Below are 12,389 nucleotides of genomic sequence, written 5' to 3' on the forward strand. Positions count from 1 at the left end.
GGTCATGCTCGCCCGAAAACTCGCTCGAGTGGCATTCTCCCTGATGAAAAATCAGAGCGAATATCACACTAAAAGCGCGATTATGGCTTGATCACCACCATAGAATCTCCCACCGGATCGCACGGCTGCTGAAGTCTTTGTGCTGAGCTAAAATCCACAGAGATTTGTTGCAGAGGTTTAGGGTGTCGTCCGCCCTTTGCGCCGATAGGGAAATACGTCGATGACCTTCCCTTCACGAATCGCCTGTTGCAGGCTTTTCCAATAGTCGGCGTCGTACAGCTCGCCATGTAATGTGGCGAACAACCGACGCTGGGCCATATCAGCGAACAGAAACGGCGGAAACTCTTCCGGGAATACGTCCAGCGGTCCGATGGAGTACCACGGTTCGGATGACATTTCGTCCTCGGGGGTGCGCGGTTCCGGGATGCGGCGGAAGTTGGCGTCTGTTAAAAAACAGATCTCATCATAGTCGTAAAACACCACCCTCCCGTGGCGGGTCACGCCGAAGTTCTTCAGCAGCATATCGCCGGGAAAAATGTTCGCCGCCGCCAGTTGCTTAATTGCCAACCCATAGTCCTCCAGCGCCTCATGCACCTGAGCATCGTTGGCGTTTTCCAGGTAGAGGTTCAACGGAATCATCCGCCGTTCGGTCCAGCAGTGACGAATCAGCACGGTGTCGCCTTCCACTTCTACTGTCCTCGCCGCGACTTCCAGCAATTCGCTGAGGCAGTCCGGGTCAAATTTGCTCAACGGAAAACGGAAGTCGGCAAACTCTTGGGTATCGGCCATGCGCCCTACCCGATCGACACTTTTTACCAGCCGATACTTTTCGATCACGGTCGCGCGGTCGACGTTTTTCGACGGTGAGAAACGGTCCTTGATGATCTTGAACACCGTATTGAAGCCCGGCAGCGTGAACACGCTCATGACCATGCCGCGCACGCCAGGGGCCATGACGAATGAGTCGTCGGTGTTGGCCAGATGGGTGATCAAGGCCCGATAAAACTCGGACTTTCCGTGTTTGTAAAACCCAATTGAGGTGTACAACTCAGCGATATTTTTGCCTGGCAAGATCCGCTGCAGGAAGCCAACAAACTCAGCGGGCACCGGCACATCGACCATGAAGTACGAACGGGTGAAGGAGAAAATAATCGACACATCCGCTTCATCAGTGATCAGCGCGTCGATCTGAATGCCCTGCCCTTCGGGGTGCAACAGCGCAATCACCAACGGCCACTGTTCGTCGAGAGTAAAGATTCGCCCTACCAGGTACGCGCCTTTGTTGCGGTACAAGACCGAGGCAAACAGCTCGACGCACAGCGCCGGGTCTTTGCACACCCAATCGGGCAAGTTAACCCGCAGTTGTGTTTCCAAGCGCTGCAAATCACCCTGCAGATCAGCAAACGGCACAGCAAACAGAACGTCGGCAAACACCTGTGAGAGCATGTTCGGCAGATCGCCTTGCGGCCAATAACTGCGGGTTTGTGCAGGTTTGCCGTGTCGATGTAATGACGGACGAGTGGTGTGGACGAACATGCAGCCGTCGCTGATCAGGTCATGACTGAATAGCCTGAAAAATAGTGAGTTGAACCAGGTTTCCGCCAACTCGTCATCGAATCGCAAATCAATCAAGTCGATGTATGCGCGTTTAACCTGTGTCCAATGCATCGCGTCTAACAGGCTTTCTGCATTAAAGGCCGCTTGAAGACGAACGCCGGTTTCGCGGACTTTCTCGTCATAAAGCGCGATCCGCGCTGCCGAATCTCGTTGCGCATCCTGCCACTGCGCTTGCTCAAAACGTGCGCGGGCGCCGTTGGTGATTTGTCGGAAGTGCTCGCGGTAATCGTCAAAGCCATCAAGGATCATCTGCGCAATGTCGGCGGCGGGTTGTGGCGAGAGCATGAGCAGACCTCTGTGGGGTTCAGAGGTCTGAGCTTAGTCAGTGGATCGGGGAATGGGAGGTGAATAGTGGTGAGGCTTAGCCAACGCGCGGCTTACGGAACACAAACACCAACCCAATGATGATTAGCAGCATGCCGAACAAGCTCAGAAGCGCCAGTCGATTACCAAAGAACAGGTAGTCCATGACTGCCGTCACTGCGGGCACCAGGTAAAACAAGCTGGTGACATTAACCAGATTGCCGCGGGCGATCAGCCGATACAGCAGGAAGGTCGCCAATACTGAAACCACCAACCCCATCCACAACACGGGCACGATAAACCCGGTGCTCATTTCAGCATGAAACGGCTGGAACGGCACAAACACTGAACATAGCAGCAGCCCGGCGAGGTATTGCACCGGCAGGGTTCCGAGTGGGTTGTCGGTGATGCGTTTCTGCATGATCGAACCAAAGGTCATGCTCGCCAACGCCAACAGGCCAAACACCATCCCGGCCAGTGACATCCCGCCTAGACCGATGCCTTGGTAAACCACCAAAATCAGTCCAGTCAGCCCAAGACTGAGGCCAAACAGGCGAGTCCAGGAGCGGCTGCGCTCCATCAGCACCGCCGTCAGGATCGGCTGCACACCCATGATGGTCGCCATCACACCCGGCGTGACTTTAAGGTCCAGCGCCAGCAGGTAGAAAATCTGATACGCGCCTAACAACACGGCGCCGGTTGCGGCGGCATACAGCAGGGATTTACGGGTGCTGGGCAGCTTGAAACCCAACAGCGGAATCAGTATCGCCAACGCCACCAACGCAAGGGAAAAACGCACCAGCAGAAACGCAAACGGCGCGGCGTGCGCCAATCCCCACTTAGAGAAAATCGCGCCACTGCTCCAGAGCAGGACGAATAGGGTTGTCGTGGCCATTGAGGCCAAGGTTTCGCGTGAAAACAACATAAGTGCCACCTGTGATTCAAGCGCGCTAAATGCGCGACGTCACGACTCGGTTAGACCGAAATCAGCGAGTATTTGAATGGTTTGCGGGCGCAAGGATCGGTGAAGTAAACCGATCAACCCAGCAAGACAACGCCTGGCGGTGCGATAGCGCACACGACCGGGCTGGTCACAGGTGAAGGTGGCGGGTAATGACTACGGAAGACCAACTGCTGACACCCACGAGGTTCGGCAGCAGCAAACGCTGCGGCGGCGAACATAAATTCAATGTGGGAAGCAGGCATGGCGCACGTCTTCATAGGAATGAGGTTGGGTGCCGGGTTTAGGATGAAAAGCACCGACGCTGACTATAGCCAGCGTCCGGTGCATTGTGCAATCAAGTTTTCAGCCAAATAACCAATAACCCAGCAAGGTCAGTACGATCACCGCCAGCACTGGACGCATGATCCGGTAGCCCTTGGGATAACGGCGTTTGAACTGTTTGACCTTGCCGCTAAAACTGTTGCTGAAACGCTTGCTGTAGGCATAAGCCTGATTGATCCCACCAACCCGCTCATCGTCCAGGTTCTGCGGAGCGGTAGCGCTACCGAGAAACGCGCTGATCGAACGGTTGATCCGCGTCATCACTTTCGAACGCAACGGCCGCTCAATGTCACAGAACAGGATAACCCGGGTTTGCGGCGTTTGATTCTTAACCCAATGCACGTAGGTTTCATCGAACATCACGTCTTGCCCATCACGCCAGGCATACACCTGACCGTCAACGTAGATGCGGCAATCATCGGAGTTCGGCGTAGACAAGCCCAAGTGATAACGCAACGAACCGGCAAACGGGTCACGGTGCGGGTTCAGATGGCTGTCACCCGGCAATAAGGCGAACATGGCGCCTTTTACGTTGGGCAGGCGGTTAACCAGTTCAACCGTTTTAGGGCAAAGCAACTCGGCAGACGGCAAGGCTTTGTCGTACCACTTAAGGTAAAAACGCTTCCAGCCTTTCTTGAAAAACGAACCGAACCCGGCGTCGTTGTCCTTGGCGGCCGCGCGAATATAGCCTTCGTCGAACAAATGCATGGCTTCGTCACGAATGACTTCCCAGTTGTCCTTCAGCAGGTCCAATTCAGGAAACTTGCTGCGGTCCAGGTAGGGCTTGGATGGCACGCCCGAGAACAGGTACATCAACGCGTTATACGGGGCGAACAGCGCCGAGTGGTTGACGAACTGGCGGAGCAGCGGCAACCGCGCTTTACCGCGCAAATGGACGTACAGCGTGCTCCCCAGGAAGAGCATCAAAATTGCTACCTTGGCAGCAAGAGAAAAGGTCATGAAACACTCCTGAAAAATAGGCAATCAAATTGCACTACACGGCACTGTTCTGATTAATGATCCTGGGACGGCCGCCATTAGCGACCGTCCTCCACATTTCGTCTTCGCGAAATGCGCACTCAAGCGGATTCGAAGCCGGCCATGATAAGCCTTCAGGAGCCAGGTAAAAAGCAGCCAGTGAACAACTAAAGCTTACTGCTGGTTTTCCTGATCGGTAAACAAGTCGCTGAACAGCATGCTCGACAGGTAGCGCTCACCCGAATCCGGCAGAATCACGACGATGGTTTTACCCTGCATTTCCGGGGTCTCGGCCATCCGCACCGCCGCCGCCATGGCCGCGCCGCAGGAGATACCGCACAAAATCCCTTCTTCGCGCATCAAGCGCAACGCCATTGACTTGGCTTCGTCGTCAGTCACCAGTTCGACCCGATCGACTATGGAAAGATCAAGATTCTTCGGGATAAAGCCCGCACCAATACCTTGGATCTTGTGCGGACTCGGGGTAATTTCTTGCCCGGCCAGTGCTTGAGTAATGATCGGCGACACAGCGGGCTCAACCGCTACAGACAAAATCGGCTTGCCTGCGGTGTTCTTGATGTAGCGCGAAATACCAGTAATCGTGCCGCCAGTGCCAACGCCTGCCACCAACACATCAATCGTGCCATCGGTGTCGTTCCAGATTTCCGGGCCGGTGGTCTTTTCATGGATCGCCGGGTTCGCCGGATTATCGAATTGCCCCGGCATGAAATACTGAGCCGGATCGCTGGCGAGCAGTTCTTCGGCTTTTGCGATGGCGCCCTTCATGCCTTTGGCCGGTTCGGTCAACACCAACTCGGCCCCCAGCGCCTTGAGCACTTTGCGCCGCTCGATGCTCATGGACGCAGGCATGGTTAGCACCAGCTTGTAACCACGGGCAGCGGCGACAAATGCCAAGCCGATGCCGGTATTACCCGATGTTGGCTCAACAATGGTCATGCCCGGCTTAAGTTTACCGCTGCTTTCAGCATCCCAGATCATGCTGGCGCCAATGCGGCATTTAACCGAGTAGCCAGGGTTACGCCCCTCGATCTTGGCCAGGATAGTGACCCCGCGTGGCGCGATGCGGTTGATCTGTACCAACGGCGTGTTACCAATGGAATGGGCGTTATCTGCGTAAATACGGCTCATGACGGTGTCCTTGTACACGTTCTCGGATGGACAAAGCCTATGCCGCCCGCTTGTGTGCGTCCAGTGCAGCGAACGGATACGCAACCGGGCAGTCAACAGCTTTAAGGAAACGGAGACTTTCATATGAAGCGTCGCTATAGCGTTGCGTTGTGGACTGTCGCGGTTATCGTCGTGTTGCTGATTGCAGTACAGATCGCCCTGCCCTATCTGGTGCGTAACTACCTCAATGAAAAACTTGCCGATATGGGCGACTACCGTGGCCAGATTACCGATGTCGATCTGGCCTTGTGGCGCGGCGCTTATAAAATCAATGGATTGGACATCGTCAAAGTCAGCGGCAAGGTGCCTGTTCCGTTCGTCAAAATTCCGGTCATCGACTTGGCGGTGAGCTGGCACTCACTGTGGTACGACCACGCGGTGGTCGCACGCGTGCGCTTTATCAGCCCGGAACTTAACTTCGTCGACGGCGGCGAGAACAAAGAAGCGTCGCAAACCGGTCAAGGCACCGACTGGCGTGATCAGCTGAACAAGCTGTTGCCAGTCACCCTCAACGAAGTCCGGGTGAGCAACGGCCGCATCACCTTCAACAACTTCACCTCTACCCCCAAAGTGAAAATCGAGGCAGATAAAGTCAATGCCAGCCTTTACAACCTCACCAACGTTGCCGACGCCAAAGGCCAACGTGAAGCGCACTTTGCAGGCAAAGCCCTGCTAATGGGCAAGGCGCCGCTGGACACTGCCGCCACCTTCGACCCGTTCAGTAACTTCGAAGATTTCGACTTCCGCTTGCGCTCTACCGGCATCGAACTCAAGAGCCTTAACGATTTTGCCTCCGCCTATGGCAAGTTCGACTTCAACGCAGGTACCGGTGATCTAGTGATTCAGGCCAAAGCGGTCAAGGGCCAACTGACGGGGTATATAAAGCCGCTGTTGCGCAACGTCGAAATATTCAATTGGCAGCAGGACGTGGAAAACCCGAACAAAAGCTTCTTCCGTTCAGTTTGGGAAGCCGTGGTCGGCGCTGGCCAGGCGGTGTTGAAGAACCAGAACAAAAACCAGTTTGCGACCCGCGTCGACCTCAGTGGCAGTGTGCATAAAGAGGACATCAGCGCGTTTCAGGCGTTTTTGCAAATTCTGCACAACGGTTTCGTTCAAGCGTTCAATACCCGTTATGACAACGGTAAAACACCTTGATGAAGGGGCCTGTGCTTGTGTGCAGGGGCTAGATAAAGGTCCAGTCAAAGTGTGACGCGCCATTCAGAGACTGAATGCAGCGTCTGCGTTCACAGTCGCCCGGCCTGCGCGTTATAGTCCGCACATTGAGTTGCCCCTTATTACGCCCTTTACGGCGACCCGTTCGAGGATTTCCAGATGAAGTTTGAAGGCACCAGCGCCTACGTCGCCACCGACGACCTGAAGCTCGCAGTCAATGCTGCCATCACCCTGGAGCGGCCGTTGCTGGTCAAGGGCGAGCCCGGCACCGGTAAAACCATGCTGGCAGAGCAACTGGCAGAGTCGTTTGGTGCCCGGCTTATCACCTGGCACATTAAATCCACCACCAAAGCCCACCAAGGTCTGTATGAGTACGATGCGGTCAGCCGTCTACGCGACTCGCAATTGGGTGTGGATAAAGTCCATGACGTGCGCAATTACTTGAAGAAGGGCAAGTTGTGGGAGGCGTTCGAAGCGCAAGAGCGGGTTATCTTGCTGATCGATGAAATCGACAAGGCCGACATCGAGTTCCCTAACGATCTGTTGCAAGAACTCGACAAAATGGAGTTCTACGTTTACGAAATAGACGAGACGATCAAAGCCAAGATCCGCCCCATTATCATCATTACATCGAACAACGAGAAGGAGCTGCCGGACGCCTTCCTGCGCCGCTGCTTCTTCCATTACATCGCCTTCCCGGATCGCGTCACGCTGCAGAAGATCGTCGACGTGCATTACCCAAACATCAAAAAAGAATTGGTCAGCGAAGCCCTTGACGTATTCTTCGACGTGCGCAAAGTCCCTGGCCTGAAGAAGAAGCCGTCAACCTCGGAGCTGGTCGATTGGCTGAAACTGTTGATGGCCGACAACATTGGCGAAGCGGTGCTGCGTGAACGTGATCCAACCAAAGCTATTCCGCCATTGGCTGGCGCGCTGGTCAAGAACGAGCAAGACGTGCAGTTGCTGGAACGCTTGGCCTTCATGAGCCGGCGCGGCAACCGCTGATTTTGAAACACGCTGCTCGAACCGCTCAGCGTCCAGACACACGACATCAAGGGCGACAGCCATGCTGCTCAACCTGTTCAATGAAATGCGTGCAGCCAAGGTGCCGGTATCGGTGCGTGAGCTGCTCGACCTGATCAACGCCCTGAAACAGCGGGTTACCTTCGCGGACATGGACGAGTTCTACTTTCTCGCCCGGACGATCCTGGTCAAGGACGAACGCCATTTCGACAAGTTCGACCGGGCGTTCGGTGCCTACTTTAATGGCCTGGAAAAGCTCGATGATCATCTGCAAGCGCTGATCCCCGAAGATTGGCTGCGTAAAGAGTTTGAACGCTCGTTGAGCGAGGAAGAACGCGCGCAGATTCAGACCCTGGGTGGCCTGGATAAATTGATCGAGGAATTCAAGAAGCGCCTGGAAGAGCAAAAAGAACGGCATGCCGGTGGTAACAAATGGATCGGCACCGGTGGCACCAGCCCTTTCGGCTCAGGCGGGTACAACCCGGAAGGTATTCGGGTGGGCGAAGCCGGTAAACGCCAAGGCAAAGCGGTTAAAGTCTGGGATCAGCGCGAGTATAAAAACCTCGACGATTCTGTGGAATTGGGTACGCGAAACATCAAAATCGCCTTGCGCCGTCTACGCAAGTTTGCCCGCCAAGGTGCGGCTGAAGAGCTGGACATCGACGGCACCATCGACCACACCGCACGCGATGCCGGCTTGTTGAACATCCAGATGCGCCCGGAACGCCGCAACACCATCAAGTTGCTGCTGCTGTTCGACATTGGCGGCTCGATGGACACTCACGTTAAAACCTGTGAAGAACTCTTCTCCGCGTGCAAAACCGAGTTCAAACACTTGGAGTACTTCTACTTCCACAACTTCATTTATGAATCAGTGTGGAAGAACAACACGCGCCGCGGCTCCGAACGTACCGCGACTCAGGATTTGCTGAACAAGTACGGTGCAGACTACAAGGTGATCTTCATTGGTGACGCCTCTATGGCCCCCTACGAAATCACCCAAGCAGGTGGCAGCGTCGAGCATTGGAATGAAGAGCCCGGTTACGCCTGGATGCAGCGTTTCAAGGCAAAATACAAAAAACTCATCTGGATTAACCCTTACCCGAAAGACACCTGGGCCTACACCACCTCAACCAACATCGTCCGCGACTTGATCGACGACCAGATGTATCCACTGACCTTGCGTGGGCTGGAAGAAGGGATGCGGTTTTTGGCTAAGTGAGGAAAGGCGTCGTACCTGACACATTGCTTCAGAATCTGGATGTCGCCCATAAATCCTGTAGCAGCTGCCGAAGGTTGCGGTTGGGCCATCGAAATAGCTCAGTCTGTCTCCCTGAGCTAAGGGTTTACCCAAGATCAATCCGCAGGTTCATGACGCTGGCTACTCACCCAACGCCTGTCGAATACGCTGCACTGCAGCCACTGAGCTGGCGTTGTCGCCATGCACGCACAAAGTGTCAGTGGTCAACAGCAAGTCGCTACCATCCGAAGCCACCAGCGTTTCGCCGCGGGCCAGGGTCAGTGCCTGGGCAATAATCGTTTCCGGATCATGATGGACCGCGCCCGGTAGCTGCCGTGACACCAGATGACCTGCGCTGTCGTAAGCGCGATCGGCGAAGGTTTCGAACCACAATTGCACACCAAATTCGCCGCCCAGCGCTTGCGCAGCGCTGTTATCACGGGTGGACAGCAACATCAGCGGCAATTGCGCGTCGTAGCGGGCCATGGCCTGGATCACCGTACGCAGTTGCTCGGGCTTGGCCATCATGTCGTTGTACATCGCGCCATGGGGTTTGACGTAACGCACGCGTGCGCCTTGGGCTCGGCAAATGCCGTCCAACGCACCGATCTGATAATGCAGCAGGTCTTCGAGTTCGGCAGCGCTGCACGCCATCGAACGTCGCCCGAAACCCACCAGATCAGGGTAAGCCGGGTGCGCGCCGATCATCACGTCATGGGCCAACGCCAGACTCACGGTTTTACGCATGACGCTGGGATCACCGGCGTGGAAGCCGCAAGCGATGTTGGCGCAGTCGATAAACGGCATGACCTCGGCATCCAGACCCATGGTCCAGGCGCCATAGCTTTCGCCGATGTCGCAATTCAATAACAGGCGGCCCAAAGGAAATCTCCTGTGTGTGTTGAAGTATCAGGGATCTGCATCTGGGGGACATTTTCGAACTTAACCGGACAAAGAGTCCAACTAATAAAAATACGGAGTCGGGATAAGAAAAAGTGATGGGGGGATGCTGAAGGCGTCCTCGTCACTGTAGGAACAACCTCTACCTATCCCGCTCCAGCACTGGCGCCCTGCGGCGGCCGCCGAAGATCACCCAGCCAATCAACAGGAAGATGCTTTCCACCACCAGCGCCAGCAACAAGGCGCACACGATGCCCCAAGCGATGACTTCCGGAACCAGCAGCACTTGATACGTATAGCCGTTGAGGGTTTCCCGGCGAATATCGGTGTTGGCGGCCGTCGCCACATGCCAGGCACGTGCATACCATGGGCCTTGCATCGCTTGCCATTCATGGTCCAGGGCCTGATTGCGCATCAACAATTGGTTGAGGCTGTCGGCATCGCTACGAAACACCGGGTCTTCGCTGGCGCGGTAGTGAGCGACCAGCGCTTGCAGGTCGCCATTGAAAAATTGCTGAGCAGTGCCTGTGTAGCCTTTGAGGCCTTGTTGCGCCTCGATCAGGTGCGCTTCAACGCGCTTGGTGTAATCGCTGATAAAGCCCGGGATCTGCACACCGATCAACAAGCCCGCAGTGAACAGCACCAATCGTAGATAGCTTCGCAGCATAGGTCCTTCCCCTTCAGGCTTTACCGTGGGCCACGCACTCGCCGCGACGCCATAAATTCCATTCACCTGGCTCGTATCGCGTCCAGGTTTCGTTCTCGGTCAGTGGTTCGGTAGCAATAACTGTGACCACGTCATTGGCCGTAGTTTCAGCCTGAAAATCGACAATCACATCAACGTCTTTTAACCGCGCCGGGCCGAAGGGCGCACGACGGGTTATGTGAGCCAGCTTGGTGGAGCAGAAACAGAACAACCAATCGCCGTCACTGAGTAAGCAATTAAACACGCCTTTGTTGCGATACTCGGCACAGGCTTCGACCAGCGATGGCAGCAACTGTTCGATCTCCACCGGCTCCGGAAACACTTCACGGACCCGATTCAGCAGATCGCAAAACGCAGCTTCGCTGTCGGTATCGCCCACAGGGCGGTAAAACGTGGCACGAGGATTAAAGTCAGCCAACTGGCCGTTGTGCGCGAAGCACCAGTTACGGCCCCACAGTTCGCGGGCAAAAGGATGGGTGTTGGATAAGCAGACTTTACCGACGTTGGCCTGACGAATGTGGCCAATCACCACTTCGCTTTTGATCGGGTAGCGCTGCACCAATAGCGCAACTTGCGATTCGCTGCTGGCCGCCGGGTCTTGAAACAGGCGCAAGCCACGACCTTCGTAAAAGGCGATGCCCCAGCCGTCTCGATGCGGCCCGGTGCGCCCACCGCGCTGCATCAGCCCGGTGAAGCTGAACACAATATCGGTCGGGACGTTGGCGCTCATGCCCAATAGTTCACACATGCTCACTCTCGCTTCAATACGTTCAGCACTGCGGGGGGCGCCTGAGTAGACCAGGCGCGGTGCCAACGAAGCGATGTCTACAGGCGAGGTTCAACCCGTGCACGGCTGCTGGCGCTGGGCGGTGGTGCTGGTTTGCGACCGTAACGATTGTCGTCAACGGGTGCATAAGGTTCGTCATCGGCGGGTTCGGTGGCAGCTTGTTCGGCAGCGGTCGGTGGCTGATTGGCCTTACGACTTTTTTCGATGGGCCAGCGGATCAACGCAAAAATCACGTACAAGCCAGCAGCGATCATCGCGTACATGGCCAGATCCGACACCGCGCGCCACACATTGGTGCCAACCTTGAAGGCCAGATCCAATGCGGTGATTGCCACAGCGGGAGCAAATTGTTCTTTAACGGGATCGATAATGGTCGGGCTGAACAACAGCACTGCAACCAGTACCCGCAGTGGCTCGCGCAGGTAGCGCCACATCCAGCCGGTTAGCTTGAATGCTACCCACAGGCAGCCAATTGCAGCGAAAGCGTAAACGCCCCAAGCGATCAGGTAGTCGTTCTGGTTCATGACGTTCGTAGTAAGCCAGGCGAAGAGGCGCTTATGATAACGGCTTTTCGTTAGCCCGGCTTCCCTGACGTCAGTAATCGACTGTCATCGACGGGTAAATACCGACCAAGCCCTGACCTTCGTAACGTTGCCTCTGGGTCGATCGTTCTTATAGAGAGTCCACCATGCCATCATCCGCCAACCGTTCTATTGCACCGATTGCCCGCCAGGACGCAGGTTCCGACCCGTATGCCTGGTTGCAAAACCGCGACACCGAAGAGGTGCTCGACTACCTCAAGGCCGAGAACGATTACCAACAGGCACAGCTGGCGGATCAGGACAGCCTGCGTGAAGCGCTGTATCAGGAGATCAAGGCGCGGATTCTTGAGACCGACCTGTCACTGCCATCGCCGTGGGGGCCGTTTCTGTATTACACCCGCACCACCGAAGGCGATGAATACGCCCGGCATTACCGCTGCCCACGGCCGGTGGACGACTCACTGACTATCGACGATTTGAATCAGCAATTGCTCCTGGACCCGAACGTACTGGCCGCCGGCGGCTTTTTTTCTTTGGGCGCGTTCAGCATTAGCCCAGATCATCAAAGGCTTGCCTACAGCCTTGATACCAGTGGTGAAGAGGTTTATCAGCTGTACGTCAAAGAGCTGAGCACCGGCGCCGTAACC

The 12,389-nt window shown here is 55.7% G+C and carries 12 protein-coding genes and 1 pseudogene; 4 read left to right on the top strand and 9 right to left on the bottom strand.

The window, feature by feature from the left end:
* Positions 1-177: 177 nt before the first annotated feature.
* The 5 genes from aceK to cysK all read right to left on the bottom strand — a co-directional run bounded on the left by aceK (position 178) and on the right by cysK (position 5,332).
* Complete coding sequence (aceK, locus tag M0974_RS06475; RefSeq protein WP_297834223.1) at positions 178-1,902, bottom strand: bifunctional isocitrate dehydrogenase kinase/phosphatase; 1,725 nt, start codon at positions 1,900-1,902, stop codon at positions 178-180.
* Positions 1,903-1,978: 76 nt separating this feature from the next.
* Positions 1,979-2,845, bottom strand: coding sequence for a DMT family transporter (locus M0974_RS06480; protein WP_297834227.1), 867 nt, complete (start codon positions 2,843-2,845; stop codon positions 1,979-1,981).
* 113 nt (positions 2,846-2,958) lie between these two features.
* Positions 2,959-3,126, bottom strand: a complete 168-nt coding sequence (locus M0974_RS06485) for a hypothetical protein (protein WP_297834230.1) — start codon at positions 3,124-3,126, stop codon at positions 2,959-2,961.
* Positions 3,127-3,226: 100 nt separating this feature from the next.
* Complete coding sequence (locus M0974_RS06490; RefSeq protein WP_297834235.1) at positions 3,227-4,165, bottom strand: aspartyl/asparaginyl beta-hydroxylase domain-containing protein; 939 nt, start codon at positions 4,163-4,165, stop codon at positions 3,227-3,229.
* A 192-nt stretch (positions 4,166-4,357) separates the two neighbouring features.
* On the bottom strand, positions 4,358-5,332 hold the full coding sequence (gene cysK, locus M0974_RS06495; protein ID WP_297834237.1) for a cysteine synthase A: 975 nt from the start codon (positions 5,330-5,332) through the stop codon (positions 4,358-4,360).
* A 123-nt stretch (positions 5,333-5,455) separates the two neighbouring features.
* Between cysK and M0974_RS06500 the strand changes: the two genes are divergently transcribed.
* The 3 genes from M0974_RS06500 to M0974_RS06510 all read left to right on the top strand — a co-directional run bounded on the left by M0974_RS06500 (position 5,456) and on the right by M0974_RS06510 (position 8,789).
* Positions 5,456-6,526: a DUF748 domain-containing protein gene (locus tag M0974_RS06500; protein ID WP_297834240.1), complete on the top strand. Its 1,071-nt coding sequence runs from the start codon at positions 5,456-5,458 to the stop codon at positions 6,524-6,526.
* 177 nt (positions 6,527-6,703) lie between these two features.
* A complete protein-coding gene (locus M0974_RS06505; protein WP_297834242.1) occupies positions 6,704-7,549 on the top strand; it encodes a MoxR family ATPase in 846 nt (281 codons plus the stop codon).
* A gap of 61 nt (positions 7,550-7,610) precedes the next feature.
* Positions 7,611-8,789, top strand: coding sequence for a VWA domain-containing protein (locus M0974_RS06510; RefSeq protein ID WP_297834245.1), 1,179 nt, complete (start codon positions 7,611-7,613; stop codon positions 8,787-8,789).
* 159 nt (positions 8,790-8,948) lie between these two features.
* Here M0974_RS06510 and M0974_RS06515 read toward each other — a convergent pair whose 3' ends face one another.
* From M0974_RS06515 to M0974_RS06530, 4 genes are all read right to left on the bottom strand, one after another.
* On the bottom strand, positions 8,949-9,689 hold the full coding sequence (locus tag M0974_RS06515) for a 5-oxoprolinase subunit PxpA (protein ID WP_297834249.1): 741 nt from the start codon (positions 9,687-9,689) through the stop codon (positions 8,949-8,951).
* Between the two features lie 160 nt (positions 9,690-9,849).
* Positions 9,850-10,374 (bottom strand): DUF2937 family protein, encoded by a 525-nt coding sequence (locus M0974_RS06520; RefSeq protein ID WP_297834252.1) that lies wholly within the window; start codon positions 10,372-10,374, stop codon positions 9,850-9,852.
* A 13-nt stretch (positions 10,375-10,387) separates the two neighbouring features.
* Positions 10,388-11,161: a class II glutamine amidotransferase gene (locus tag M0974_RS06525; RefSeq protein ID WP_297834255.1), complete on the bottom strand. Its 774-nt coding sequence runs from the start codon at positions 11,159-11,161 to the stop codon at positions 10,388-10,390.
* 77 nt (positions 11,162-11,238) lie between these two features.
* Entirely contained in the window at positions 11,239-11,724 is a 486-nt protein-coding gene (locus M0974_RS06530; RefSeq protein WP_297834257.1) for an MFS transporter, read from the bottom strand.
* Between the two features lie 164 nt (positions 11,725-11,888).
* Here M0974_RS06530 and M0974_RS06535 point away from each other — a divergent pair.
* A pseudogene (locus M0974_RS06535) lies at positions 11,889-12,389 on the top strand (S9 family peptidase); the annotation flags it as partial.

The sequence above is a fragment of the Pseudomonas sp. genome, assembly GCF_026224925.1.
GTDB lineage: Bacteria > Pseudomonadota > Gammaproteobacteria > Pseudomonadales > Pseudomonadaceae > Aquipseudomonas.

Bases quoted from the DNA above. Each gene is read 5' to 3' on its own strand.
- cysK (WP_297834237.1), bottom strand. From the start codon at position 5,332: ATGAGCCGTATTTACGCAGATAACGCCCATTCCATTGGTAACACGCCG.
- M0974_RS06485 (WP_297834230.1), bottom strand. From the start codon at position 3,126: ATGCCTGCTTCCCACATTGAATTTATGTTCGCCGCCGCAGCGTTTGCT.
- M0974_RS06520 (WP_297834252.1), bottom strand. From the start codon at position 10,374: ATGCTGCGAAGCTATCTACGATTGGTGCTGTTCACTGCGGGCTTGTTG.
- M0974_RS06505 (WP_297834242.1), top strand. From the start codon at position 6,704: ATGAAGTTTGAAGGCACCAGCGCCTACGTCGCCACCGACGACCTGAAG.
- aceK (WP_297834223.1), bottom strand. From the start codon at position 1,902: ATGCTCTCGCCACAACCCGCCGCCGACATTGCGCAGATGATCCTTGAT.
- M0974_RS06525 (WP_297834255.1), bottom strand. From the start codon at position 11,161: ATGTGTGAACTATTGGGCATGAGCGCCAACGTCCCGACCGATATTGTG.
- M0974_RS06480 (WP_297834227.1), bottom strand. From the start codon at position 2,845: ATGTTGTTTTCACGCGAAACCTTGGCCTCAATGGCCACGACAACCCTA.
- M0974_RS06500 (WP_297834240.1), top strand. From the start codon at position 5,456: ATGAAGCGTCGCTATAGCGTTGCGTTGTGGACTGTCGCGGTTATCGTC.
- M0974_RS06510 (WP_297834245.1), top strand. From the start codon at position 7,611: ATGCTGCTCAACCTGTTCAATGAAATGCGTGCAGCCAAGGTGCCGGTA.
- M0974_RS06490 (WP_297834235.1), bottom strand. From the start codon at position 4,165: ATGACCTTTTCTCTTGCTGCCAAGGTAGCAATTTTGATGCTCTTCCTG.
- M0974_RS06530 (WP_297834257.1), bottom strand. From the start codon at position 11,724: ATGAACCAGAACGACTACCTGATCGCTTGGGGCGTTTACGCTTTCGCT.